The organism is Pseudomonas sp. S32 (genome assembly GCF_016648095.1).
Taxonomy (GTDB): domain Bacteria; phylum Pseudomonadota; class Gammaproteobacteria; order Pseudomonadales; family Pseudomonadaceae; genus Aquipseudomonas; species Aquipseudomonas parafulva.
In genome coordinates this window covers 1-23,985 of sequence record NZ_JACVVF010000030.1, presented here as the reverse complement: position 1 = coordinate 23,985, position 23,985 = coordinate 1, and the positions used below count along the sequence as shown (strand labels likewise).

The 23,985-nt window shown below is 62.4% G+C and carries 24 protein-coding genes; 14 read left to right on the top strand and 10 right to left on the bottom strand.

The genetic code is table 11. The features are described 5' to 3' along the window. Nucleotides 1–78: 78 nt before the first annotated feature. The 4 genes from IAE38_RS16555 to cysN all read left to right on the top strand — a co-directional run bounded on the left by IAE38_RS16555 (nt 79) and on the right by cysN (nt 4,399). Complete coding sequence (locus IAE38_RS16555; RefSeq protein WP_060483249.1) at nt 79–837, top strand: Nif3-like dinuclear metal center hexameric protein; 759 nt, start codon at nt 79–81, stop codon at nt 835–837. A gap of 245 nt (nt 838–1,082) precedes the next feature. Further along, complete coding sequence (gene cysD / locus IAE38_RS16550) at nt 1,083–2,000, top strand: sulfate adenylyltransferase subunit CysD (RefSeq protein WP_028635217.1); 918 nt, start codon at nt 1,083–1,085, stop codon at nt 1,998–2,000. A gap of 102 nt (nt 2,001–2,102) precedes the next feature. Then, nucleotides 2,103–2,444: a four helix bundle protein gene (locus IAE38_RS16545; RefSeq protein ID WP_201165633.1), complete on the top strand. Its 342-nt coding sequence runs from the start codon at nt 2,103–2,105 to the stop codon at nt 2,442–2,444. Nucleotides 2,445–2,497: 53 nt separating this feature from the next. Next, nucleotides 2,498–4,399: a sulfate adenylyltransferase subunit CysN gene (cysN, locus tag IAE38_RS16540; protein WP_028635215.1), complete on the top strand. Its 1,902-nt coding sequence runs from the start codon at nt 2,498–2,500 to the stop codon at nt 4,397–4,399. A gap of 185 nt (nt 4,400–4,584) precedes the next feature. On the opposite strand, the gene IAE38_RS16535 is transcribed toward cysN, so the two are convergent. Genes IAE38_RS16535 through oxdA form a run of 6 tightly spaced genes read right to left on the bottom strand, consistent with a single transcriptional unit; the run spans nt 4,585 to nt 10,628 of the window. Next, a complete protein-coding gene (locus tag IAE38_RS16535) occupies nt 4,585–5,793 on the bottom strand; it encodes a GTP-binding protein (protein WP_201218324.1) in 1,209 nt (402 codons plus the stop codon). Continuing rightward, nucleotides 5,790–6,437 carry a nitrile hydratase subunit beta gene (gene nthB, locus IAE38_RS16530; RefSeq protein ID WP_201165316.1) on the bottom strand — a complete coding sequence of 216 codons (648 nt, stop codon included), beginning with the start codon at nt 6,435–6,437 and terminating at the stop codon, nt 5,790–5,792. The genes IAE38_RS16535 and nthB overlap by 4 nt, the downstream gene beginning before the upstream one ends. Nucleotides 6,438–6,473: 36 nt before the next feature. After that, nucleotides 6,474–7,073: a nitrile hydratase subunit alpha gene (gene nthA / locus IAE38_RS16525; protein ID WP_201218323.1), complete on the bottom strand. Its 600-nt coding sequence runs from the start codon at nt 7,071–7,073 to the stop codon at nt 6,474–6,476. A gap of 29 nt (nt 7,074–7,102) precedes the next feature. Further along, entirely contained in the window at nt 7,103–8,617 is a 1,515-nt protein-coding gene (locus IAE38_RS16520; RefSeq protein WP_201218322.1) for an amidase, read from the bottom strand. 47 nt (nt 8,618–8,664) lie between these two features. After that, nucleotides 8,665–9,531, bottom strand: coding sequence for a transporter (locus IAE38_RS16515; RefSeq protein WP_201218321.1), 867 nt, complete (start codon nt 9,529–9,531; stop codon nt 8,665–8,667). Nucleotides 9,532–9,542: 11 nt separating this feature from the next. Then, nucleotides 9,543–10,628: an aliphatic aldoxime dehydratase gene (gene oxdA, locus IAE38_RS16510; RefSeq protein WP_201218320.1), complete on the bottom strand. Its 1,086-nt coding sequence runs from the start codon at nt 10,626–10,628 to the stop codon at nt 9,543–9,545. A gap of 356 nt (nt 10,629–10,984) precedes the next feature. On the opposite strand from oxdA, the gene IAE38_RS16505 reads away from it, so the two are divergent. Continuing rightward, a complete protein-coding gene (locus tag IAE38_RS16505) occupies nt 10,985–11,935 on the top strand; it encodes a helix-turn-helix domain-containing protein (protein WP_060483254.1) in 951 nt (316 codons plus the stop codon). A 33-nt stretch (nt 11,936–11,968) separates the two neighbouring features. Here the strand turns inward: IAE38_RS16505 and IAE38_RS16500 are convergent, their stop codons facing one another. Continuing rightward, entirely contained in the window at nt 11,969–12,448 is a 480-nt protein-coding gene (locus IAE38_RS16500; RefSeq protein ID WP_028635207.1) for an Lrp/AsnC family transcriptional regulator, read from the bottom strand. Between the two features lie 126 nt (nt 12,449–12,574). Here IAE38_RS16500 and IAE38_RS16495 point away from each other — a divergent pair, with 126 nt between their 5' ends. Then, nucleotides 12,575–13,771 (top strand): methionine gamma-lyase, encoded by a 1,197-nt coding sequence (locus tag IAE38_RS16495; protein WP_201218319.1) that lies wholly within the window; start codon nt 12,575–12,577, stop codon nt 13,769–13,771. A 65-nt stretch (nt 13,772–13,836) separates the two neighbouring features. Here the strand turns inward: IAE38_RS16495 and IAE38_RS16490 are convergent, their stop codons facing one another. Then, nucleotides 13,837–14,274: a YhcB family protein gene (locus tag IAE38_RS16490; RefSeq protein WP_028635205.1), complete on the bottom strand. Its 438-nt coding sequence runs from the start codon at nt 14,272–14,274 to the stop codon at nt 13,837–13,839. Between the two features lie 135 nt (nt 14,275–14,409). On the opposite strand from IAE38_RS16490, the gene IAE38_RS16485 reads away from it, so the two are divergent. From IAE38_RS16485 to zapE, 3 genes are all read left to right on the top strand, one after another. Beyond that, nucleotides 14,410–15,045, top strand: a complete 636-nt coding sequence (locus tag IAE38_RS16485) for an alpha/beta hydrolase (RefSeq protein WP_201218317.1) — start codon at nt 14,410–14,412, stop codon at nt 15,043–15,045. Between the two features lie 25 nt (nt 15,046–15,070). Then, a complete protein-coding gene (locus IAE38_RS16480; protein WP_201218316.1) occupies nt 15,071–16,420 on the top strand; it encodes a tryptophan--tRNA ligase in 1,350 nt (449 codons plus the stop codon). 108 nt (nt 16,421–16,528) lie between these two features. Next, entirely contained in the window at nt 16,529–17,623 is a 1,095-nt protein-coding gene (gene zapE, locus IAE38_RS16475; RefSeq protein WP_201218315.1) for a cell division protein ZapE, read from the top strand. 128 nt (nt 17,624–17,751) lie between these two features. Here the strand turns inward: zapE and IAE38_RS16470 are convergent, their stop codons facing one another. After that, complete coding sequence (locus IAE38_RS16470; RefSeq protein ID WP_201165320.1) at nt 17,752–18,672, bottom strand: GlxA family transcriptional regulator; 921 nt, start codon at nt 18,670–18,672, stop codon at nt 17,752–17,754. Nucleotides 18,673–18,923: 251 nt separating this feature from the next. Further along, on the bottom strand, nt 18,924–19,964 hold the full coding sequence (locus IAE38_RS16465; protein ID WP_028635200.1) for an NADP(H)-dependent aldo-keto reductase: 1,041 nt from the start codon (nt 19,962–19,964) through the stop codon (nt 18,924–18,926). Between the two features lie 258 nt (nt 19,965–20,222). Between IAE38_RS16465 and rplM the strand changes: the two genes are divergently transcribed. From rplM to IAE38_RS16440, 5 genes are all read left to right on the top strand, one after another. Further along, a complete protein-coding gene (gene rplM / locus IAE38_RS16460) occupies nt 20,223–20,651 on the top strand; it encodes a 50S ribosomal protein L13 (RefSeq protein ID WP_008097538.1) in 429 nt (142 codons plus the stop codon). Between the two features lie 14 nt (nt 20,652–20,665). Further along, on the top strand, nt 20,666–21,058 hold the full coding sequence (gene rpsI / locus IAE38_RS16455; protein ID WP_003251821.1) for a 30S ribosomal protein S9: 393 nt from the start codon (nt 20,666–20,668) through the stop codon (nt 21,056–21,058). Nucleotides 21,059–21,320: 262 nt separating this feature from the next. Further along, nucleotides 21,321–21,914, top strand: a complete 594-nt coding sequence (gene petA / locus IAE38_RS16450) for a ubiquinol-cytochrome c reductase iron-sulfur subunit (protein ID WP_028635199.1) — start codon at nt 21,321–21,323, stop codon at nt 21,912–21,914. Beyond that, nucleotides 21,914–23,125, top strand: a complete 1,212-nt coding sequence (locus tag IAE38_RS16445; protein ID WP_201218345.1) for a cytochrome b — start codon at nt 21,914–21,916, stop codon at nt 23,123–23,125. Before petA ends, IAE38_RS16445 begins: the two co-directional genes overlap by 1 nt. Further along, a complete protein-coding gene (locus IAE38_RS16440; RefSeq protein ID WP_201165301.1) occupies nt 23,125–23,904 on the top strand; it encodes a cytochrome c1 in 780 nt (259 codons plus the stop codon). Before IAE38_RS16445 ends, IAE38_RS16440 begins: the two co-directional genes overlap by 1 nt. Nucleotides 23,905–23,985 lie beyond the last annotated feature (81 nt).

The window sequence follows — 23,985 nt, the reverse complement described above, 5'->3', positions numbered from 1 at the left end:
GGCCCATAATGGCCGGCATTATACGGGCGTTCAGCCGGCGTTGTGCCTGTGGGATGCGCAGATTTCGAGGAGAATTTAATGGCCGTCGCTCTCAATACCCTGGTCGAGGAAGCCGAGCGCTTTCTGGGCAGCAGCAAGGTCCAGGACTATTGCCCCAACGGCCTGCAGGTCGAAGGCCGGCCCCAGGTTGGCCGTATTGTCAGCGGCGTGACTGCCAGCCAGGCGTTGCTGGACGCGGCCGTGGAGGCGCAGGCTGACCTGGTGCTGGTGCACCACGGCTACTTCTGGAAGGGCGAAAACCCCTGCATCACCGGGATTCGTCAGCGGCGCCTGAAAACCCTGCTGAACCATGACATCAGCCTGCTGGCGTTCCACCTGCCGCTGGACCTGCACCCCGAGGTGGGTAACAACGTGCAGCTGGCGCGCCAGCTGGATATCACTGTCGAAGGCGCTCTGGACCCGGCCAACCCGAAGGTGGTCGGGCTGGTCGGGTCACTGGCAGAACCCATGACCGCCCGCGACTTTGCCCGCCGGGTGCAGGAAGTGCTGGGCCGTGAGCCGCTGCTGGTGGAGGGCGAGCAGATGATTCGCCGGGTAGGCTGGTGCACCGGGGGTGGGCAGGGCTACATCGACGATGCCATTGCCGCAGGGGTGGACCTGTACCTGACCGGTGAGGCTTCGGAGCAGACGTACCACAGTGCCCGCGAGAATGGGGTCAGCTTCATTGCCGCCGGGCACCACGCCACCGAGCGGTATGGCGTGCAGGCGCTGGGTGATTACCTGGCGCGGCGGTTTGCCGTGGAGCACCTGTTCATCGATTGCCCGAACCCTATCTGACCTTGGCGGCCTCATCGCCGGCAGGCTGGCCCCCACAGGGATCGCACAGCATTCAAGGCCCGTGTCAGCCCTGTGAGAGCGGGTTTACCCGCGAAGGGCCTGGCCTGCAACGCCCAAACCCCCAGTCATATGGTTAGACGCTTTCGATCTAGCCAGCCGCCTAAATAGAAGCATCTGCTGTGATAGAGTGGCTCGCTCGAACACGGCCCGCTGGCCGTCCATAAGATCGTTTTTCGTGAGTAGCCATGGTCGACAAACTGACGCACTTGAAACAGCTGGAGGCGGAAAGCATCCACATCATCCGCGAGGTGGCCGCCGAGTTCGACAACCCGGTGATGCTGTACTCGATCGGCAAGGATTCCGCCGTGATGCTGCACCTGGCGCGCAAGGCTTTCTTCCCGGGCAAGCTGCCGTTCCCGGTGATGCACGTCGACACCCGCTGGAAATTCCAGGAAATGTACCGCTTCCGCGACAAGATGGTCGAGGAAATGGGCCTGGAGCTGATCACCCACGTCAACCCTGAAGGGGTGGCGCAGGGCATCAACCCATTCACCCATGGCAGCTCCAAGCACACCGACATCATGAAGACCCAGGGCCTGAAGCAGGCACTGGACAAGCACGGCTTCGATGCCGCCTTCGGTGGTGCGCGCCGCGACGAAGAGAAGTCGCGGGCCAAGGAGCGCGTGTACTCGTTCCGCGACAGCAAGCACCGCTGGGACCCGAAAAACCAGCGCCCCGAGCTGTGGAACGTGTACAACGGCAAGGTCAACAAGGGCGAGTCGATCCGCGTCTTCCCGCTGTCGAACTGGACCGAGCTGGACATCTGGCAGTACATCTACCTCGAAGGCATCCCGATCGTGCCGCTGTACTTCGCCGCCGAGCGTGAAGTGATCGAGAAGAACGGCACCCTGATCATGATCGACGACGAGCGCATCCTCGAACACCTCTCCGAGGAAGAAAAGGCCCGCATCGTCAAGAAGAAGGTGCGTTTCCGTACCCTTGGCTGCTACCCGCTGACGGGCGCTGTCGAGTCGGAAGCCGAGACGCTCACCGACATCATTCAGGAAATGCTCCTGACGCGCACTTCCGAGCGCCAAGGCCGGGTCATCGACCACGATGGCGCTGGCTCCATGGAAGACAAGAAACGCCAAGGGTATTTTTAAGCTTCAAGTTACAAGCGGCAAGCTGCAAGACATAAGCAGAGCGCGTAGCGTTTGAGCCTTGTGGATTGCCGCCTGCATTGCGGGCGGCCCGGAGCGCTCGTAATGGATTTTGAGAAGCTGGCAGTTTGGCAACGGAGTAAGCGTCTGGCCATTGAGTTGTACCGGACACTGGCTGGGTGTCGTGATTATGGATTCAAGGATCAGATCACGCGGTCGGCACTTTCCATCCCGTCCAATAGTGCCGAGGGCATGGAGCGGCGCGGGAGCAGAGAGAAGGTTTGGTATCTCAGCGTTGCGAAAGCGTCCTGCGGGGAGTTGCGTACGCAGCTGATGATCGGTGGTGAGATAGGTTACATCGACGCTGGGCTGGCTACCGGCTGGATTAACGAAACCCGCGAGCTCTCCCGAATGCTAAGTGGGTTGATCAACAGAATTTCTAACTAGTTGTACGCCGACAAGCTTGCCGCTTGAAGCTGACAGCTTGGAGCTTGAATGAAATGAGTCACCAATCCGATTTGATCAGCGAGGACATCCTCGCCTACCTGGCCCAGCACGAGCGTAAGGAACTGCTGCGTTTCCTCACCTGCGGCAACGTGGATGACGGCAAGAGCACCCTGATCGGGCGCCTGCTGCACGACTCGAAGATGATCTACGAGGACCACCTCGAGGCCATCACCCGTGATTCGAAGAAGTCTGGCACCACCGGCGAGGAAGTCGACCTGGCGCTGCTGGTGGACGGCCTGCAGGCCGAGCGGGAGCAGGGCATCACCATCGATGTGGCCTACCGCTACTTCTCCACTGCCAAGCGCAAGTTCATCATCGCCGACACCCCGGGCCACGAGCAGTACACCCGCAACATGGCCACCGGCGCGTCCACCTGCGACCTGGCGATCATTCTGGTTGATGCCCGCTATGGCGTGCAGACCCAAACCCGCCGCCACAGCTACATCGCGTCGCTGCTGGGCATCAAGCACATCGTGGTCGCGGTCAACAAGATGGACCTCAAGGGCTTTGACGAGCAGGTGTTCGAGTCGATCAAGGCCGACTACCTGGCGTTCGCCGAAGCGATCAACCTGACGCCAAGCAGCCTGCACTTCGTGCCGATGTCCGCGCTCAAGGGCGACAACGTGGTCAACCACAGCGAGCGTTCGCCGTGGTATGCCGGCCCGACGCTGATGGAAATCCTGGAAACCGTTGAAGTGTCGGCTGACCGCAACTTCACTGACCTGCGCTTCCCGGTGCAGTACGTGAACCGGCCGAACCTGAACTTCCGTGGCTTCGCCGGTACCCTGGCCAGCGGCGTGGTGCACAAGGGCGACGAGGTCGTGGTGCTGCCATCGGGCAAGAGCAGCCGCGTGAAATCCATTGTTACCTACGAAGGTGAACTGGAAAGCGCAGGCCCCGGCCAGGCGGTGACGCTGACCATGGAAGACGAGATCGATATCTCCCGTGGCGACCTGCTGGTGCATGCCGACAACGTGCCCCCGGTAACTGACCAGTTCGACGCCATGCTGGTGTGGATGGCCGAAGAGCCGATGCTGCCGGGCAAGAAATACGACATCAAGCGTGCCACCAGCTACGTGCCTGGCTCGATTGCCAGCATCACCCACAAGGTGGATGTGAACACCCTGGAGAAGGGCAGTGCCAGCGCGCTGCAACTGAACGAGATCGGCCAGGTCAAGGTGGCCCTGGATGCGTCTATTGCCCTGGATGGCTATGACAGCAACCGCACCACCGGTGCCTTCATCGTCATCGACCGCCTGACTAACGGCACCGTCGGCGCGGGCATGATCATCGCGCCCCCTGTGCTGCCCCACGGCAATACCGGCCAGCATGGCAAGCTGGCGCACGTGTCTACCGAGGAACGTGCGCTGCGCTTCGGCCAGCAGCCTGCCACCGTGCTGTTCAGTGGTTTGTCCGGTGCCGGCAAGAGCACCCTGGCTTATGCGGTTGAGCGCAAGCTGTTCGACATGGGCCGGGCGGTGTATGTGCTCGATGGCCAGAACCTGCGTCATGACCTGAACAAGGGCCTGCCACAGGACCGCGCCGGGCGTACTGAAAACTGGCGCCGCGCCGCCCATGTGGCGCGCCAGTTCAACGAAGCCGGCCTGCTGACGTTGGCAGCGTTCGTGGCCCCGGATGCCGAAGGCCGTGAGCAGGCCAAGGCGCTGATCGGCAAAGACCGCCTGGTGACGGTGTACGTTCAGGCCTCGCCGCTGGCGTGCCGCGAGCGTGACCCACAGGGGCTTTACGCAGCCGGCGGCGACAACATCCCGGGTGAGAGCTTCCCGTTCGATGTGCCGCTGGATGCAGACGTGGTGATCGACACCCAGGCCACCAGCGTGGACGAAGGCGTCAAGTTGGTGTTGGACGCGCTTCGCCAGCGTGGAGCGATCTGACGGTTTTTGAAGGTTAGGCTGGGGCGAGCTGCGCTCGCTCTGGCAGAACTGCAAGTAACCTTTGAGCCAGCAGGGACCTGTGGGAGCGGCTTCAGCCGCGAACACCGGCGCAGCCGGTGCCCTCCACCGCGCTGTCTGCTTCGCGGGTAAACCCGCTCCCACAGGGAGCGGGCTTGCTTGCGAAATCAATGCTCTGCGCGAGAGCGCAGCTCGCGATCTTCCAGCTGTACCCAGCTCTGCGGCCCCGCCAATATCTCCTCCTCGCTCAGCAAGCATTCATCCAGCGCCACCCTCAGCGCATCAACGTCCAGCCCTTGGCCGATGAACACGATTTCCTGCCGGCAATCGCCCACGTTTTCATCCCATTTGCCCATGATCGCCTGGCGCCGATAGGCTTCCAGCGGCCACTGTGCCTGCTCGACGAAGCGCCACCAGCGCCCGCTGTATTCCCACTCGAACCGCCCGCCGCTCAACGCCAGCATGCCGATTTCGAAAAACCGGCTGGCCGACCAGAAATAGCCTTTGCAGCGCAGCAGATGCCCGTGTGCCCACGGTTGTTCGAACAACGCCCGCAGCCGTTGCGGATGGAAGGGCGCGCGCTCTCGGTACACCCATGACGTGATGCCGTAGGTTTCCGATTCCGGTTCCGGCTGTGCCGCACGGTCTATCTGCTGCATCCAGCCCGGCGACTGCACCAGGCTCGGCAGGTCGAACAGGTGCGTACCCAGCACGTTGGCCAGGTCTGTTTCGCCGCGCACCATTGGCACGATGCGCGCACGCGGGTTCAACTGGCGCAGCAGGGCCTCCAGCGCCGGGTAGCGCTGGGGTTCCAGCAGGTCGAGTTTGTTCACCAGAATGACGTCGGCATACTCCACCTGTTCGACCAGCAGGTCGCCCAGCGGCCGCTGCCCGGGCTCACCCCCGGCCGGGGCAGCGGCACCCAACAAACCTTCGAAACTGCTGGCGTCGACCACCGTGGCCAGCGTGTCCAGGCGCGCCAACTCACTCAGGCTGAACCCGTCACGGTCGAGAAAGGCGAAGGTTTCGGCCACCGGCATGGGCTCGGAGATGCCCGTGGATTCGATCAGCAGGTAGTCATAGCAGCCGGCCCTGGCCAGCGCGCTTACCTGCTCCAGCAGGTCGGCGCGCAGGGTGCAGCAGATACAGCCGTTGGTCATCTCCACCAGCCGGTCGCTGCCACGCTCCAGGGTGACGTTACGCCCAACGTTCTCGGCGTCTATGTTCACCTCGCTCATGTCGTTGACGATGACCGCCACCCGCAACCCCTCGCGGTTATGCAGGATGTGGTTGAGCAGGGTGGTCTTGCCTGCGCCGAGAAAACCCGACAGTACGGTCACGGGCAGCCGAAGGGGGTTGTCGGCTGCACGGCTCATGCCGGCTGCACCGGGTCCAGGTAGCTCTCGAACAGGTCGACCACCACACGCCCGTCGTCTGCCGCCTCGCCCCACAGGTCCCGCACCTCGAACTGCACGTGGTAGGTGGGTTGCAGCGCCGCCGAGCGGTCACCGTGGCCGATGCTGTCGGGGAACGGCCAGCGTTCGCGGGTGCGGTGCAGCACCACACCTTCCTTGCCCCGCACGTAGGCGGGGCAACGCACGTGGCCGGCGAAGCGCTCGTCACGTACCCGTACCCGCTGGCCCACCTCGAACGGCGGGCGGTCGGTGATGGCCACCCGCCCCTTGCTGTGGGGCGGGTTGGCCAATTTGAACGGTGAGCCCAGGGCTTCGTCCAGCGCCTCCTGGGTGATGGCCTGCGCCTCCACCAGCAGCGAGGCGGTGGCGATGACATAGCGCTCGTAATAGGTGGTGCCCACATGCTGGCGCACATCCAGGCGCTCCACGGCATGGCGGGCCTCGTCGATGCTGAACAGGCCCAGGTGGTCACTTGCCACGAACATCAGGCTGTACGCCAGGTGCTCCCAGTCTTCCTTGAAGACCGGTTTGTAGCTGAGGGTGTCGATGCGGTGGGCGACCTTGCCGAAGCCCTGAAAACCGCCGAGATCGTGAAATCCGTCCATTGCGCTTTACCTGTGTGGAATGGGGAAAAGGTGCGCCTAGCGCACCACGGGCAGGGCGACGCCGATCAGCACATCCTTGGTGACCAGGCGGCGCAGCGCCTCTTCATCCAGGTGCTCGCTGCCGGCCGGGCGCTGGGGCAGTACCAGATAGCGGCTCTCGGCACTGGTGTCCCACACGCAGACCTGCACGCTGGGCGGCAGCTCGGTGCCGAGCTCGCGCAATACCGTTCGGCCTTCGCGCACCAGGCGGGCGCGGAATTCGAAGCTCTTGTACCACTCAGGTGGCAGGCCGAGCACCGGCCAGTTGGTGCACGAGCAGAGGCTGCAGACGATCACGTTCTTGACCGTGGGGGTGTCTTCCAGGGCCACGATGTATTCGCCCTGGGGGCCGGTGTAGCCGTATTCGGCGCAGGCGGCGGTGCCGTCCTCCAGCAACAGGCGGCGGTAATCATCGTCGACCCAGGCACGGGCGACCACCCGCGCGCCATTGGCCGGGTCCCACTGGTTCTCCATCAGGTCGGTGAGCTGTTCGATGTAGCCGTCGGGCACCATGCCCTTGTCCTGCATCACTTTCAGCAGCGCCCGGGCACGCTGGCCCGGTGTCGAGGTGTCGGTGGTTGGCACTGATGTGCTCATGATGGTGGGCTCCTGATCAGGCATCGCGGTCAAAGGGTTCGCCAGTCGACGCTGGCTTCGAAGGCGCTGGCGGCCTGGTACAGCAGGCCCTCGGCGTAGTGCTTGCCCACCAGCATCAGGCCCACCGGCAGGCCGTCCACGTTGCCGCACGGGATGGACATGGCCGGGTGGCCGGTGATGTCCTGGGCGCTGGTGTTGCCGATCATCTCCAGCGCCCGGGCTACGTATTCGCTGATCGAACAGCCTGCCGGCGGGTGAGGTTGGGCGATGATCGGCACGGTTGGCAGCACCAGCAGGTCGTAGCGCTGCAGCGCCTGGTCATACCCTGCGCGGGCCAGGCGGGCAATGTTCTGGGCCTTGGCGTAGTAGCGCCCGTGGTACCGCTCCAGGCCGTACTGGCCCACCAGCATGCACAGCTTCAGTGAGGGCGACAGCACATCAGCGTGGTTGCGCCAGCCGGCCTGTTTGTCCAGCAACGCCACGTCGTACAAGCCCTTCCAGTTGAACCCGGCGCCGTTGGCGTGCATCAGCTGGTGGGTCAGGCCCTCGCAACCGATGGGGTGCCACAGCGCGCCGGCCAGCCGATGTTCGGCGACGGATACCGGTTCCACCACCGCGCCCAGTGCGCTCAGGCGTTCGATGGCGGCGTGCACGGTGTCGCGTACCCGTGGGTCCAGGTTGTCCAGCTCGAAGCCTTCCTGAAGGACGCCGATGCGCAGGCCACTGACGCCGCGGTCCAGATACTGGGTGTAGTGGTCCACCTGCGGCGCGGTCTGGCGCGGGTCCAGGCCGTCGGCACCAGCCAGCACTTCCAGCATCAGCGCGTTGTCGCGCACATTGGCGGTGATGGGGCCAGCATGGTCGATGGTCGCCTCGATGGCCATGATGCCGGTGTAGGGCACCAGGCCGTGGGTGGGCTTCATGCCGTAGGTGCCGCAGAAAGCCGAGGGGATGCGAATGGAACCGCCCTGGTCACCGCCAATGGCCATGTCCACCTGGCCAGCGGCGACCAGCGCCGCACTGCCCGAGGACGAGCCCCCGGACGCATAACCGTGACGGTGCGGGTTGTGTACCGGGGCAGGGTCGGACGTGTGGCTGCCGCCGGAGATGCAGTAGTGCTCGCAGGTCGCTTTGCCGACGATGGTGGCCCCGGCGCCCAGCAGGCGCGTAACCACGGTGGCGTCGAACCCCGGCACGAACCCTTCCAGGGGGGCGGCACCGTTCATCATCGGCACACCGGCCAAGGCGATGTTGTCCTTCAGGGCCACACTGCGCCCGGCCAGCTTGCCATCGCTGGCACCACTGATTTCGGTGCGCTGATACCAGGCATTCAGCGGGTTTTCGGCGTCGGTCGGGCGATGGCTGGTGCGCGGCTTGCCAGCGGTGACCGGGGTGTAGTCGGGCAACTCGTCGATCAGGTCATAGGCATCGAAGCTGCCTTGCATCAGTGCCAGGTACTCCGTGGCCTGTTCGGGGCTCAGTTGCATGTGCAGACGTTGAGCGAGGTCTTGTACCTGTGTTGCGGTGGGGCGGACGATGGCCATGGGGCAATCCTTTCAGGTATTGGGTGATGAATGCGGGGTACGCTGCCTCAGAAGATGTGTGCATAGCGCAGGTTGATGCGCAGGTTCTCCTTGGGCCCGTTGTCCACCGACAGGTCGCGCCCCAGTTGCAGCTGCAGCTGGTCCTGCGCAGTGACGAAGCGCGTGGCGGTCAGGCGCAGGTTGGTGGTGCCCAGGCGGTTGTCCTGGTCCACACGCTCGACCTCGGTTTCGCCGCCCCAGGTGCGGCCGACGCCAACGGCAAAGGTGGTGGCCGTGTCCGGCATGTAGCGGGCCATGATCTGTGCAGCGTAGGACACGTCCTGCTCCAGTTTCTGGCCAGCTGGCCCGTAATCGTCGTTGTCGCCATACCAGGTGGCGCCACCGACCAGGTCCACCGCCCAGTGGGCGTCGAAGTGCTTGATATAGGCACCCTGCAGTTCGAACTTCCACCGGTTTTCGCCGATGTTCAGCGGGTCGTCGCGGTCGTAGGTGCCCGTCGGCACGAACAGGTACGGGGTCAGGCTGAGGGTGTCCCGGGCTTCGTTGAGCCGTAGCTTGAACGGCGCAGCCAGGATCAAGTCGCCGATACCGTCGGCATTGCCCAGGGGCGACGCATCGCCGCTACTGGACACATGGCCGAAGGGCAGCAGGAACTGTGGGTCGACGGTCACCGTGTCACTCAGGGCGATGACGTGCAGCAAGCGCAGAATGCCCACGTCCGACCTGAGCTTGAAGTCCGAGCTTATCTTGTGGCCCTGGGCGTAGGCCGCGTTGGTGGTGGAGTGCTGGTAGTACAGCGCACCGATGGTGGCGCCCACCGGGTACTGTTCGTAGTCACCGGGTGCCACTTCCACGGCCTGGGCTGCGGCGGCCGGCAGCAACGCGCCCAGGGTAAGCAGGCGCAACCTGTTCATGCCGGGCGCCCTCATGATGCGTGCGCCTGGTGCGGGCAGCCGGTAGCGGCGGGTAGCGCATCGCGCATCATGCCGGTATGGGGGTGGCAGTTGATGTACTCGAACAGCTGCTGGCGGCCATCGCTCACGGACACCTCATGGTACAAGCGCAGTTTTTCCAGGCCGCTTGCCACGCGGAAGAAGGTGACGAAGATGCGCAGGTGGGTAGGGTGCGACTCGGCCCAGCGCTCGAGCTTTTCCACCGACCGCCAGTGGCCGATGTTGTAGCTTGAGTCCAGCAGGTTGCCCTGCAGGTCGATATTGCGTACGAAGCGGTTGCTGTAGCAGCCCAGTGGCGCCCCCTGGTCACGCAAGAAATCCATGCCTGCCTGCAGGGTGGGAAGGATCTCGTCAAGGTACAGCGAGCGTTCCTCGGACTCGGCCTCCACCCAGTCCTGCCCGGAGCGGATCAACGCGATGTTGTCATGGCCGCGCACCACCACCCGGCCGCCTTTGGCAGGGTCACCACTGACGATGCGCAATTCGCCGTCGGGCAGCATCCAGTCGGTCTGCGACACCGGGAAACGGTCGCGCATGGAGCCCCAGTAGCCATGCTCCTCGATCTCGCCGCTGGTGCTGTCCATTACCGCGCCCACACCCGGCAACCGGTCCTGGAAGGCATACAGCGTTTCGAACTGTTCCGCCCGTGGGGCGATGATCTCGCGGAAATACCCCAGCCCATCCTGCAGCCGCGCTTCGGCGGCCCACCACTGGGCCACTTCCGGTGAGTTCAGCCAGCGGCCATAGGCGGCCGGGTCTTTCCAGTAGCCGACCACCATCAGGTTGTCGTAGCCACTGTTGTCGGTGTGGTGGGTCAGGTCATGGTTCAGCGGGCCATCGGCCAGGCTGAAGCTCGCCACGATCTGGCCCATGGCCTGCAGCGCGGCGGGCTGGTGGTGTTGGCCCTGGTACTGCACGCCCAGGTAAGCCATCACCACCTGCTGCATGTGCTCGCCGGCGCGGGCCACCCACATGGGGAAGGGCGGTTGGTAGTCGTCGGGCACACGGCGGGACAGGCTTCTTGGGCACTTGAGGTGCTTGTCGATCGCGGATTCCATAGGCTGCTCCTTTCTTCTTGATGTTCATCAGGCCGCACGCAATGGCCTTGGAGGGCACCGGGGAAATGGCCGGTGTTGCCTAAACGTTATGCAGCGCAAGGCCCACCCGCTTTGTTCGGCGTGACAACCGATTGGCTGGAAAGGACAGGTTTACCCCAAGGCGGCAGGCGTGTTCGAGGGTGGTGCCGGGCGCTCGCCACGTGCGCCATTGGAGGGCACTTATTGAGGCGTGCTGCTGCCCCGGCAGCGTGGGGCAGCGGTTACCGGGCTGGCGTGGAACTTGCTGAAAAATCGGTTGGCGAGTTGCCCGCGACTCACCCGATTCATGACGCAGTCCGCCTTGTGAGGTAAGTGCCATGCCTGTGCCCAGCCACTACTCGACCGTCGCAGTGGAAGCGCCACGTCGTTTCGATTACTGGAAGGATGTGGTCTGCCAGCATTGCCTCAAGGCCGACAGCCAACCCGCGTCGCAGAGCGATTTCGAAGGCATGCTGGCGGTGAAGGGCATCGGTGCGCTCGAGCTCTATACCCTGTCCTCACCCCTGCATCACTGGGCGCGCAAACCTGGTCACGTGCGCAGCGATCCGAATGACGACCTGTGGCTGGCATTCACCCCAAAAGGCTTCGGCCAATTCGAGCAAGGTGGGCGGCAGGCTGCGTTTTCTGCCGAAGACGTGTTTCTTTACGACGCAGACCAGTGTTTCCGTTTCAGCCTGGGTGGTACCGAAAACCACTTGCTGCGTATCCCCCGGGCGTGGCTGGCTACCCGTGTACCGGCCATCGAGCAACGCACCGGCATGCTGCTGGATCAGCGGCGACCAGGCGTATTGCCATTGCGGGCAATGATTCAGCAGGCAGCCAGCCACGGTACGGTTGGCAGCGACGTGCTCAGCGAGCGCTACGCCGACACCTTGCTCGATTTGCTGGTATTGAGCCTTGAGTGGCAGGACCTGACCGTCACTCAGCACGAACTCGACCTGCATGGCCGGGTCATGCACTACATCCGCCAGCACCTGGCCGACCCCGACCTCAATCTGGAGCGCCTGGCCCAGGCGCATCATGTGTCGACGCGCACCGTTACCCGGGCCTTCGCCCGCCACCAGAAAACCCCGGCGGCGGCCATCTGGAAAGAGCGACTGGATGCCAGCCGCACTGCGTTGGAGCGCGGCCGAGTCAAGAGCATTTCCCAGGCGGCGCTGGATTATGGCTTCAGCGATTTTTCCCACTACAGCCACGCGTTTCGCAAGGCATTTGGTGTGGCGCCGTGCACTTTATTGAACCGGGGCACGAAAGTGTCTTTGGACTGAAACGGCGCTTGCATGCACCACGGCCGTTGTTGCTCAAATGTGTTTTTCCGCGACGGGGACCATTCGCCGCTCCTTCACCGCCTTGTAGGAAAAACTCGAATAGATCTCCTTCACCCCCGGCAGGCGCTGCAGCACCTCACGGGCAAATTCGCCGAAGGACTCCAGGTCGCTGGCCACGATTTCCAGCAAAAAATCGTACCGCCCGGAAATGTGATGGCAGGCGACAATCTCGGGTATCTCCATCAGCCGCTGCTCGAACGCCAGCGCCATGGGCTTGGTGTGGGAATCCATCATGATGCTGACGAAGGCGGTTACCCCGAACCCCAGCGATTTGGGTGAAAGCATGGCCTGATAGCCGGTGATATAGCCGTTCTCTTCAAGCAGCTTGACCCTGCGCCAGCAGGGCGAGGTGGTCAGCGATACCAGGTCGGCGAGCTCGGCGACCGTCAGGCGGGCATTGTTCTGCAAGGCGGCGAGCAGGGCGCGGTCGATGCGGTCCAGAGGTGCAGGCATGGTTTGCCCTCGAGTATTCAGATTTATTGTTTTTGTTCCAAAGCAGCGTAGATAGGCTGGCGATTTTGGAAAAATTCTTGGGTTGCACTGGCATAAGCTTAGAGCAACCTACAAGAGGCAGTTGCCATGCGCGGCTCCGACAACAACACCGGTTTTTCTACGCGGGCGATCCATTACGGGTACGACCCCTTGGCCCAGGGTGGTGCCTTGGTGCCGCCTGTCTACCAAACTGCCACCTATGCCTTCCCGACGGTTGAGTACGGTGCTGCGTGCTTTGCCGGGGAGCAGGCCGGGCATTTCTACAGCCGTATTTCCAACCCCACCCTGGCCCTGCTGGAGCAGCGCATGGCGTCCTTGGAGGGCGGTGAAGCGGGGCTGGCGCTGGCTTCGGGCATGGGTGCCATCACCTCGACGATGTGGACGCTGCTGCGCCCGGGCGACGAGTTGATTGTCGGGCGCACGCTGTATGGCTGCACGTTCGCCTTTCTGCACCATGGCATCGGCGAGTTCGGGGTAAAGGTTCACCACGTGGACCTGAATGACGCGGCGGCGTTGAAGGCGGCGCTCAACGGCCGCACACGCATGGTCTACTTCGAGACACCGGCCAACCCGACCATGCAACTGGTCGACATCGCGGCGGTTGCCGAGGCCGTACGCGGGCGGGATGTGCGGGTGGTGGTCGACAACACCTACTGCACCCCTTACCTGCAACGCCCGCTGGAACTCGGTGCCGACCTGGTGGTGCATTCGGCCACCAAGTACCTGAGCGGTCACGGTGACATTACTGCGGGGCTGGTGGTGGGGCGCCAGGCCTTGGTCGACCGCATCCGCCTGGAGGGGCTCAAGGACATGACCGGGGCGGTGCTGTCGCCCCATGACGCGGCGCTGCTGATGCGCGGCATCAAGACCCTGGCGCTGCGCATGGACCGCCACTGCGCCAATGCCGGGCAGGTGGCGCAGTACCTGGCAGCCCAGCCGCAGGTCGAACTGATCCATTACCCGGGGCTGCCAACCTTTGCCCAGCGTGCGTTGGCCAACCGCCAGATGCGCTTGCCAGGTGGCATGATCGCTTTCGAGCTCAAGGGCGGTATCGAGGCCGGGCGACGGTTCATGAATGCCTTGCAGCTGTTTGCACGGGCCGTGAGCCTGGGGGATGCCGAGTCGTTGGCCCAGCACCCGGCGAGCATGACCCACTCCAGCTACACGCCCCAGGAGCGGGCGCATCACGGCATCTCCGAAGGGCTGGTGCGTTTATCGGTGGGGCTGGAGGATGTGGAGGACTTGTTGGCGGATGTGCAGCAGGCCTTGCGCGCATGTGCCTAGGCTGTTGTAGCCGCGCGCCAGCCACAAAAAAGGCCTCTTGCGAGGCCTTCATTGTGTTCAGCGGTTCAATGCTTGAGCCCGTAGCTCTCGTCCAGCATGCCTGGCGAGTTCGGCGTCTTGGGCGCGTAGTCGCGGGGCACTTCGGCCGTGTCCTTCGGTGGGGTCAGGCGGTCACGGTGACCGTGGGCGCCTTCCGAATGCAGTGCGGCCAGCAGGCGTTGGCGGGTCAGCTCGTCCAGGGCCAGGTGGTTGGCACCGTCGGCCAGGTGATCCTGCACATCCTGGTAGCTCTGGTTCAGCTTCTTAACCAGCACCGCCGTGCTGTTGAAGTGGGTAACTACCTGGTTCTGGTAGCTGTCGAAACGCTGCTGGATGTCATCCAGCTGGCGCTGTGTGCTGCTGGGGGCGGCATTGGGCAACAGGCGGGCCACGACGAAACCTACGACCACGCCAATGACCAGGGCCAGGGTCGGCAACAACCAAACAAGGAGCGAGAGTTCCACGAGTCCTTCCTCTATAAACGGCTTTGCTTTACGTTAACGGCTCAGACCTGCGCTGTATACCGCGAGCGATCGCAAATCAGAACAGAATTCCTCACCTAGACGAATCGACCTCTCCCAAGGTCACGGAGTAGTGCCTTGCTTGTCCGCGAAACCGCCTTGTTCATCGACGGCCCCAGTGGCCCGCTCGAAGCCCTGTACCTGGACGTTGCCGATGCCCGTGGCGCGGTGCTGATCTGCCACCCCAACCCGGTCCAGGGCGGCACCATGCTCAACAAGGTGGTCTCGACGCTGCAACGCACCGCCCGCGATGCTGGCTATGTGACCCTGCGTTTCAACTACCGCGGTGTCGGGCAAAGCGCCGGCACCCATGACATGGGCGCTGGCGAGGTGGCCGATGCACAAGCCGCGGCCGCTTGGCTGCGGGCCACTCACCCTGCGCTGCCATTGGTGTTGATGGGCTTCTCGTTCGGCGGCTTCGTGGCCACCAGCCTGGCCGGCCGCCTGGAAGCCGACGGCGTGACGTTGCAGCACCTGTTCATGATTGCCCCGGCGGTGATGCGCCTGACCGCAGCGTTCCCGCTGCCGGAGCAGTGCCCGATCACGGTGGTGCAGCCCGACGCGGATGAGGTGGTGGAGCCGCAGCTGGTTTACGATTGGTCCCACAACCTGTCGCGCCCCCATGAGCTGCTGAAAGTGGCAGAATGCGGACACTTCTTCCATGGCAAGCTGACCGATCTGAAGGATCTGCTGCTGCCACGCCTTTCGAACTGAGCCAAGCCTGAATAAGCGAACACCCATGACCACGCGCATCCTTACCGGTATCACCACCACCGGCACTCCGCACCTGGGCAACTATGCCGGTGCCATCCGCCCGGCGATTCGTGCCAGCCAGCAGCCCGGCGCCGACTCGTTCTATTTCCTGGCCGACTACCACGCGCTGATCAAGTGCGACGACCCGCTGCGCATTCAGCGCTCGCGCCTTGAAATCGCCGCCACCTGGCTGGCCGGTGGCCTGGACCCGAACACGGTGACCTTCTACCGCCAGTCCGACATCCCGGAAATCCCCGAGCTGACCTGGCTGCTGACCTGCGTTGCCGCCAAGGGCCTGCTTAACCGCGCCCATGCCTACAAGGCCTCGGTGGACAAGAACGTGGAAAACGGCGAAGACCCGGATGCCGGCGTTTCCATGGGCCTGTTCAGCTACCCGGTGCTGATGGCGGCAGACATCCTGATGTTCAACGCCAACAAGGTGCCGGTGGGCCGTGACCAGATCCAGCACGTGGAAATGGCTCGCGACATCGGCCAGCGCTTCAACCACCTGTTCGGCCAGGGTCAGGACTTCTTCGCCCTGCCAGAGGCCGTGATCGAGGAAAGTGTTGCGACCCTGCCGGGCCTGGATGGGCGCAAGATGTCCAAGAGCTACGACAACACCATCCCGCTGTTCACCAGCGCCAAGGACATGAAGGATGCGATCTCGCGCATCGTCACCGACTCGCGCGCCCCTGGCGAGGCGAAAGACCCGGACAACGCGCACCTGTTCACCCTGTTCCAGGCGTTCTCCACGCCAGCGCAATGCACCGAGTTCCGCGCGGAGCTGGAGCAAGGCCTGGGCTGGGGTGAAGCAAAACAGCGCCTGTTCCAGTTGCTGGACGGCCAGTTGGCCGAAAAGCGCGAGTACTACCACCAGTTGATCGCCCGCCCGGCCGACTTGGAAGACATCCTGCTGGCGGGTGCTGCCAAGGCGCGCAAAATCGCCACCCCGTTCCTTGAGCAACTGCGTGAAGCGGTAGGCTTGCGCTCGTTCCGTAGCAGCGTACAGGCTGCCGCCGACGTGAAGAAAAAGGCCGCCAAAAGTGCCCGCTTCGTCAGCTTCCGTGACGAAGACGGCAGCTTCCGCTTCCGCCTGCTGGCCGCCGATGGCGAGCAACTGCTGCTGTCGCGCAGTTTTGCCGACGGCAAGAGCGCCGGGGCTGTAAGCAAACAGCTGCAGCAGGGTGGCGAGGCCGATGTACGCGCCGAGGGCCTGGGCTTTGGCCTGTGGTTGAACGGCGAGCAGGTTGCCGACGGGCCGCAATGCAGCAGCGTCGAGGCCCGTGATGCGGCCATCGACAGCCTGCGTGCAGCCCTGCAGCCGCAACAAGGCTGAATGTAGGAAATGCACTCAGGCTGAGGCATTTCGCCGCAAGTCTGATTGCCATTAAGCGGGCCGGTCGCTACAGTGACGGCCCGTTTTTTGTTGCCTCGCTAACGAATCATGACTCCCTTAGAACGCTATCAAGCAGATCTGAAACGTCCCGACTTCTTCCATGACGCGGCGCAGGAAAATGCGGTGCGTCACCTGCAGCGCCTGTACGACGACCTGGTGCATGCACAGAACAGCAAGCCAGGCATGTTCGGCAAACTGTTTGGCAAAAAGGAGCAGACCCCGGTCAAGGGCCTGTACTTCTGGGGTGGGGTAGGGCGAGGCAAGACCTACCTGGTCGATACCTTCTACGAGGCGCTGCCGTTCAAGCAGAAGATGCGCACGCACTTCCACCGCTTCATGAAGCGGGTGCACGAGGAAATGAAAACCCTCAAGGGCGAGAAGAACCCGCTGACCATTATTGCCAAGCGCTTCAGCGAAGAGGCCAAGGTCATCTGCTTCGACGAATTCTTCGTGTCGGATATCACCGATGCCATGATCCTCGGCACCTTGATGGAAGAACTGTTCAAGAACGGTGTATCGCTGGTGGCCACGTCCAACATCGTGCCGGACGGCCTCTACAAGGACGGCCTGCAACGTGCGCGCTTCCTGCCGGCCATTGCCATGATCAAGCAGTACACCGACGTGGTGAACGTCGACAGCGGGGTCGATTACCGCTTGCGCCACCTGGAGCAGGCCGAACTGTTCCATCACCCGCTCGATGAAGCCGCTCAGCAGAGCATGCGCGCCAGCTTCAAGGCGCTGACGCCTGAGTGCACCCAGGCGGTGGAAAACGATGTACTGATGATCGAGAACCGCCCGATCCACGCGCTGCGCACCTGCGACGACGTGGCCTGGTTCGACTTCCGCGCCCTGTGCGACGGGCCGCGCAGCCAGAACGACTACATCGAACTGGGCAAGATCTTCCATGCCGTGTTGCTGAGCAATGTGGAGCAGATGGGCGTCGCTACCGACGACATTGCCCGCCGCTTCATCAACATGGTGGACGAGTTCTACGACCGCAACGTCAAGCTGATCATCTCAGCCGAGGTTGAGCTCAAAGACCTGTACACCGGCGGGCGCCTGAGCTTCGAGTTCCAGCGCACGCTCAGCCGGCTGCTGGAAATGCAGTCCCACGAGTTCCTCTCTCGCCCCCACAGGCCCTAGCGGGCAGCTGCAAGCGGCAAGCTATAAGCTGCAAGCTAAAGCCAGTGCAGTGTACGCGCTGCTGTGGCTTTTTCTTGCAGCTTGCAGCTTGCAGCTTGCAGCTTATAGCTTGCCGCTGCAGGCGGCCCCTAGGCCTCCTGCATGAATTGCTGGCGATACTGGTTGGGTGACAGTTCGGTGTGCTGGCGGAACAGCCGCGCGAAGAAACTGGCATCGTCGTAGCCCACCTCGTAACTGATGGTCTTGATGCTCTTGCGGGTGCTGGACAACAACCCCTTGGCTGTCTCGATCCGTAGGCGTTGCAGGTAATGCAGCGGCTTGTCGCCTGTGGCGCCCTGGAAGCGGCGCATGAAGTTGCGGATGCTCATGCCGTGGTTGCGTGCCACGTCCTCGAAGCGGAACTTGTCTGCGAAATGCTCTTCGAGCCAGTGCTGGATCTGCAGGATGATCAGGTCCTGGTGCAGCTTCTGGCCACCAAAGCCCATGCGCCCCGGCGAGTAGTTGCGCTGCACCTCGTAAAGGATGTCGCGGGATACCGCACGTGCCACGTTGGCCCCGCAGAAACGCTCGATCAGGTAGATGTACAGGTCGCACGCAGATGTAGCGCCGCCGGCACAATACAGGTTGTCGGCATCGGTCAGGTGCTTGTCCTGGTTCAGGCGGATCCTCGGAAAGCGTTCGGCGAAGCTGGCGAAGAATCGCCAGTAGGTGGTGGCCTCCTTGCCATCCAGCAGGCCGGACTCGGCCAGCCAGAACACCCCGCTTGCCTCTGCGCACAGCACCGCGCCGCGGGCATGTTGTGCCCTTAGCCAGGGCAATACCTGGGGATAGCGTTGCAGCAGGTTGTCGAAATCGTCCCAGAAGGCCGGCAGGATGATCACATCCGCATCTTCCAGCCCACCGTCCACGGGCAATTGCACATTGCTGAAACTTTCCACGGGCAGGCCGTCAGGGCTGACCAGGTGAATCTCGAACATGGGCTGCAAGCCCAGGCCCAGCTGCTTGCTGTAACGCAGGCTGGCGAGGTGGAAGAAGTCCTTGGCCTGCATCAAGGTAGAAGCGAACACCTTGTCAATGGCCAGGATGCTGACGCGCCGCAGCGACGCGGGGGGTTGGGTAAACATCATTGTCATTGTTCTTATAGGGTGGAGTGGTCAATCACTGGCTGGATCGTCTTATTTTTTTCGGCCAGCGGCAAGGGGGGGCAGCGGCAAGCTGCAAGCGGCAAGCGGCAAGCGGCAAGCAGCAAGCAGCAAGCGGTGAGCTGCTAGCTGCAAGCTGCAAGCTAGGCGGCTGCGGCTTACGGTGCCGGGTTGGGTTGGTCCTGGTGGATAGCCTCGATTGCGGCCAAGAGTTCGTCGCTCAGGGTCAGTGACAGGCTGGCCAGGTTGCTGTCCAGCTGCTCCAGGCTGGTGGCACCGATGATGTTGCTGGTCACGAAGGGTTGGCGGGTGACGAAGGCCAGGGCCATCTGCGCCGGGTCCAGGCCGTGCTCGCGGGCCAGTTGCACGTAACGGCTGCAGGCATGGGTGGTCTGCGGGTTGGAGTAGCGGGCGAAGCGGCTGAACAGGGTCAGGCGCGCGTTTTGCGGCCGGGCACCGTTCTCGTACTTGCCCGACAGCATGCCGAAGGCCAGGGGCGAGTAGGCCAGCAGGCCGCACTGTTCACGGATCGCGACCTCGGCCAAGCCCACCTCGAAGCTGCGGTTGAGCAGGTTGTAGGGGTTCTGGATCGAAACGGCGCGTGGCCAGCCCCGGCTCTCGGCCAGCTGCAGGAACTTCATGGTGCCCCACGGCGTTTCGTTGGACAGGCCGATGTGGCGGATCTTGCCCGCGCGCACCTGCTCGTCCAGCACCTCGAGGGTTTCTTCCAGCGGCGTGAAGTGGTCCTGGGGCAGGTGCTGGTAGCCCAGCTTGCCGAAGAAGTTGGTGCTGCGCTCGGGCCAGTGCAGCTGGTACAGGTCGATGCGGTCTGTTTGCAGGCGCTTGAGGCTTTCGTCCAGGGCCGCGACGATGTGCTGGCGGTTATGCCTGAGCTGGCCATCGCGGATGTGGCTGATGCCATTGCCGGGGCCCGCCACCTTGCTGGCCAGCACCCAGTCGTCACGGTCACCCTGGCTGGCAAACCAGTTGCCGATGACGCGCTCGGTGGCCGCGTAGGTCTCGGGGCGCGGCGGCACCGGGTACATTTCGGCGGTGTCGATGAAGTTGATGCCGGCGGCCTTGGCGCGGCCAATCTGGGCAAAGGCCTCGGCCTGATCGTTCTGTTCGCCCCAGGTCATGGTGCCCAGGCACAGGGCGCTGACGTTGAGGTCGGTACGGCCGAGCTGGCGGTATTCCATCGGTTGCATACTCCTTCAGAAAGTTTGTTCATCAAAGCAGGTTGAAATTTTTCGCGCAATCTGGATAATTCAGCGCCTCTCCGTGTGGCGGAAGTGATGCACCACCACGCAGGAAGAACCCCGTCGAACATTGGCGTGCCTGACCCGAGCCCCCAAAAGCGTCAGCGTTCGGCTGCGCGCTTGCCCTTGGCAAGCCGTGCACTATCCAGTAAGATTCGCCGTCTATTTTTCGCTGGGCGGCCTCTGAGGCTTTAGAGAATGAAAACTTTTACTGCTAAACCGGAAACAGTAAAGCGCGAGTGGTTCGTAGTCGACGCCGCTGGCCAGACCCTGGGTCGTCTGGCTACCGAAATCGCTAGCCGTCTGCGTGGCAAACACAAGCCAGAATACACTCCTCACGTTGACACCGGCGACTACATCGTCGTCATCAACGCCGAGCAGATTCGTGTAACGGGTGCCAAGTCTTCCGACAAAATGTACTACTCCCACTCCGGTTTCCCGGGCGGCATCAAGGAAATCAACTTCGAGAAGTTGATCGCCAAGGCCCCTGAGCGTGTTATCGAAACCGCGGTCAAAGGCATGCTGCCTAAGAACCCGCTGGGTCGCGACATGTACCGTAAGCTGAAAGTGTACGCGGGTGCAGCTCACCCACACACTGCTCAGCAGCCTCAAGAACTGAAGATCTAACGGGATAGTTCATTATGTCGGCGACTCAAAATTACGGCACTGGCCGTCGCAAGACCGCAACCGCTCGCGTATTCCTGCGTCCGGGTACTGGTAACATCTCCATCAACAACCGTTCTCTGGACGTGTTCTTCGGTCGTGAAACCGCTCGCATGGTTGTTCGTCAGCCACTCGAGCTGACCGAAAGCGTCGAGAAGTTCGACATCTACGTTACCGTTTCCGGTGGTGGTGTCAGCGGTCAGGCCGGTGCGATCCGTCACGGTATCACCCGCGCCCTGATGGAATACGACGAAACCCTGCGTGGCGCTCTGCGTCGTGCTGGCTACGTCACCCGCGACGCTCGTGAAGTCGAGCGTAAGAAAGTGGGTCTGCGTAAAGCGCGTAAGCGTCCTCAGTACTCCAAGCGTTAATACCGCTTCGGCAGTCGAAAAAAGCCCGGTTCCTTGGAACCGGGCTTTTTTTTTCGCCTGAACTAACCTGTCAGCATGTCGGTGACCGCTTGTCGCATAGACGCAGATCAAGCAAAGCGTGGGTTGTCCCCCTGCACCGGGGTAATCACCTTGTCAGTGTGTGGATTTGTTTCTTACCATGGCGGCCAATTTTTAGCGCACTGACACAACCTAAGTACGAGCCTGGTTCAACAGGCCAAGCAAGCTGATGGGAGAGGACTGAATGAGCAATGACGGCGTCAACGCAGGCCGGCGCCGCTTCCTCGTAGCCGCGACATCCGTGGTCGGGGCAGCGGGAGCAGTGGGGGCTGCGGTACCGTTCGTGGGGTCATGGTTCCCCAGCGCCAAGGCGAAAGCCGCAGGTGCACCGGTAAAGGTCAATATCGCCAAGGTTGAGCCAGGGCAGCAAATGGTCGCCGAATGGCGAGGCCAGCCAGTATTCATCGTGCGGCGAACGGACGAGATCCTCGGCAATCTGAAAAAAATCACCGGCGAGTTGTCCGACCCGGATTCCAAAGCCTCGGTGCAGCCGACCTACGTCGACCCGCAAGTGCGCTCCATCAAGCCTGAAATTCTCATCCTGGTAGGGCTGTGTACGCATCTGGGCTGCTCCCCCACCTTCCGTCCCGAAGTTGCACCCGCCGATCTGGGCCCCAAGTGGGTCGGTGGCTACTTCTGCCCCTGCCACGGTTCCCACTACGACCTGGCCGGGCGTGTTTACAAATCGCAGCCTGCCCCTCTTAACCTGCCAGTGCCACCGCACTCCTATGAGTCGGATGAGATCGTCGTCATTGGCGTCGACCAGGAGAATGCATGATGAGCAAATTCATGGACTGGGTCGACGCACGCTTCCCCGCCACCAAGATGTGGGAAGAACACCTCAGCAAGTACTACGCGCCCAAGAACTTCAACTTCCTGTACTTCTTCGGTTCCCTGGCGCTGCTGGTGCTGGTCAACCAGATCGTGACCGGTGTGTGGCTGACCATGAGCTTTACACCGTCGGCCGAGGAGGCGTTTGCCTCGGTCGAGTACATCATGCGCGATGTGGAATACGGCTGGATTCTGCGTTACCTGCACTCCACAGGGGCGTCGGCGTTCTTCATCGTGGTGTACCTGCACATGTTCCGCGGTCTGCTCTACGGCTCTTACCAGAAGCCCAGAGAGTTGGTCTGGCTGTTCGGCATGCTGATCTACCTGGCGCTGATGGCGGAGGCCTTCATGGGCTACCTGCTGCCTTGGGGCCAGATGTCGTACTGGGGCGCACAGGTGATCATCTCGCTGTTTGGCGCCATTCCGGTGATCGGCGATGACCTCACCCAGTGGATCCGTGGTGACTACCTGATTTCCGGCATCACCCTGAACCGCTTCTTCGCCCTGCATGTGGTTGCGTTGCCGATCGTCATCCTGGGCCTGGTGGTGCTGCATATCCTGGCGCTGCACGAGGTGGGCTCGAACAACCCCGATGGCGTCGACATCAAGAAGCACAAGGACGAAAACGGTATTCCGCTGGATGGCATTCCGTTCCACCCTTACTACACCGTGAAAGACATCGTAGGCGTGGTGGTGTTCCTGTTCGTGTTCTGCTCCGTGGTGTTCTTCTTCCCGGAAATGGGCGGTTACTTCCTGGAAAAACCCAACTTCGAGCAAGCCAACGCCTTCAAGACGCCCGAACACATTGCCCCTGTCTGGTACTTCACACCGTTCTACGCCATTCTGCGCGCGGTGCCTGACAAGCTGATGGGCGTGATTGCCATGGGTGCCGCCATTGCCGTGTTGTTCGTACTGCCCTGGCTCGACCGCAGCCCGGGGCGCTCCATGCGCTACAAAGGCTGGATCAGCAAGCTCTTCCTGCTGGTGTTCTGTGTTGCCTTCGTGATCCTGGGTGTCCTGGGCGTACTGGCACCGACCCCGGGGCGTACCTTGTTGTCGCAGGTGTGCACGGTGTTGTATTTCGCCTACTTCCTGCTGATGCCGTTCTACACAAGGCTCGAGAAGACCAAACCGGTTCCGGAAAGGGTGACTGGCTGATGAAAAAGTTGATTGCAGTATTTTTGCTGGCCGTGATGCCTGCCATTGGATTCGCCGCTGAACACGGGGTAGAGCTGGACAAGGTCGATATCGACCTGGCTGACAAGGCCGCCATGCAGGACGGTGCACGCACCTTCGCCAACTATTGCATGGGTTGCCACAGTGCCAAGTTCCAGCGTTATGAGCGGGTGGCCGACGACCTGGGCATCCCACACGATGTGATGCTCGACAACCTGGTGTTCACCGGTGCCAAGATTGGTGACCACATGCAGATTGGCATGAAGCCCGCTGATGCCAAGACCTGGTTCGGTGCGGCACCACCCGACCTGACCCTGGTGGCGCGCGTGCGTGGTACCGACTGGCTGTACAGCTACCTGCGGGCCTTCTACGAGGACCCGTCGCGCCCTTACGGGGTGAACAACAAGGTGTTCCCAAACGTTGGCATGCCTAACGTGCTGGTTGGCCTGCAGGGCAATCAGGTCATCGGTTGCAAGCAGGTGCAGACGGTGGTGGATGGGAAGAAACAATTTGACCCATTGACCGGCAGCCCTTTGACCCATGAGGCCTGCGACCAGCTGACCATCACGCCGAATTCCGGTACCCTGACGACCGAGCAGTTCGACGAGAAGGTCAAGAACCTGGTGACCTTCCTGGCCTATTCGGCCAACCCGGTCAAACTGGAAAGCCAGCGCATTGGTACTTACGTGTTGCTGTACCTGGCTTTCTTCTTCGTATTTGCCTACTTGCTCAAGCGTGAATACTGGAAGGACGTGCATTGATCACGCAGTAGTCTCTGGTTGTTGAACGCGCCCGCCGCTGATGCCGGTGTACCCGGTTGCACGTGGCAACAGCCGTTTGCT

Coding starts and splice junctions, on each gene's coding strand:
- IAE38_RS16555 (WP_060483249.1), top strand. CDS start 79: ATGGCCGTCGCTCTCAATACCCTGGTCGAGGAAGCCGAGCGCTTTCTG.
- cysD (WP_028635217.1), top strand. CDS start 1,083: ATGGTCGACAAACTGACGCACTTGAAACAGCTGGAGGCGGAAAGCATC.
- IAE38_RS16545 (WP_201165633.1), top strand. CDS start 2,103: ATGGATTTTGAGAAGCTGGCAGTTTGGCAACGGAGTAAGCGTCTGGCC.
- cysN (WP_028635215.1), top strand. CDS start 2,498: ATGAGTCACCAATCCGATTTGATCAGCGAGGACATCCTCGCCTACCTG.
- IAE38_RS16535 (WP_201218324.1), bottom strand. CDS start 5,793: ATGAGCCGTGCAGCCGACAACCCCCTTCGGCTGCCCGTGACCGTACTG.
- nthB (WP_201165316.1), bottom strand. CDS start 6,437: ATGGACGGATTTCACGATCTCGGCGGTTTTCAGGGCTTCGGCAAGGTC.
- nthA (WP_201218323.1), bottom strand. CDS start 7,073: ATGAGCACATCAGTGCCAACCACCGACACCTCGACACCGGGCCAGCGT.
- IAE38_RS16520 (WP_201218322.1), bottom strand. CDS start 8,617: ATGGCCATCGTCCGCCCCACCGCAACACAGGTACAAGACCTCGCTCAA.
- IAE38_RS16515 (WP_201218321.1), bottom strand. CDS start 9,531: ATGAACAGGTTGCGCCTGCTTACCCTGGGCGCGTTGCTGCCGGCCGCC.
- oxdA (WP_201218320.1), bottom strand. CDS start 10,628: ATGGAATCCGCGATCGACAAGCACCTCAAGTGCCCAAGAAGCCTGTCC.
- IAE38_RS16505 (WP_060483254.1), top strand. CDS start 10,985: ATGCCTGTGCCCAGCCACTACTCGACCGTCGCAGTGGAAGCGCCACGT.
- IAE38_RS16500 (WP_028635207.1), bottom strand. CDS start 12,448: ATGCCTGCACCTCTGGACCGCATCGACCGCGCCCTGCTCGCCGCCTTG.
- IAE38_RS16495 (WP_201218319.1), top strand. CDS start 12,575: ATGCGCGGCTCCGACAACAACACCGGTTTTTCTACGCGGGCGATCCAT.
- IAE38_RS16480 (WP_201218316.1), top strand. CDS start 15,071: ATGACCACGCGCATCCTTACCGGTATCACCACCACCGGCACTCCGCAC.
- zapE (WP_201218315.1), top strand. CDS start 16,529: ATGACTCCCTTAGAACGCTATCAAGCAGATCTGAAACGTCCCGACTTC.
- IAE38_RS16470 (WP_201165320.1), bottom strand. CDS start 18,672: ATGCAGGCCAAGGACTTCTTCCACCTCGCCAGCCTGCGTTACAGCAAG.
- IAE38_RS16465 (WP_028635200.1), bottom strand. CDS start 19,964: ATGGAATACCGCCAGCTCGGCCGTACCGACCTCAACGTCAGCGCCCTG.
- rplM (WP_008097538.1), top strand. CDS start 20,223: ATGAAAACTTTTACTGCTAAACCGGAAACAGTAAAGCGCGAGTGGTTC.
- rpsI (WP_003251821.1), top strand. CDS start 20,666: ATGTCGGCGACTCAAAATTACGGCACTGGCCGTCGCAAGACCGCAACC.
- petA (WP_028635199.1), top strand. CDS start 21,321: ATGAGCAATGACGGCGTCAACGCAGGCCGGCGCCGCTTCCTCGTAGCC.
- IAE38_RS16445 (WP_201218345.1), top strand. CDS start 21,914: ATGAGCAAATTCATGGACTGGGTCGACGCACGCTTCCCCGCCACCAAG.
- IAE38_RS16440 (WP_201165301.1), top strand. CDS start 23,125: ATGAAAAAGTTGATTGCAGTATTTTTGCTGGCCGTGATGCCTGCCATT.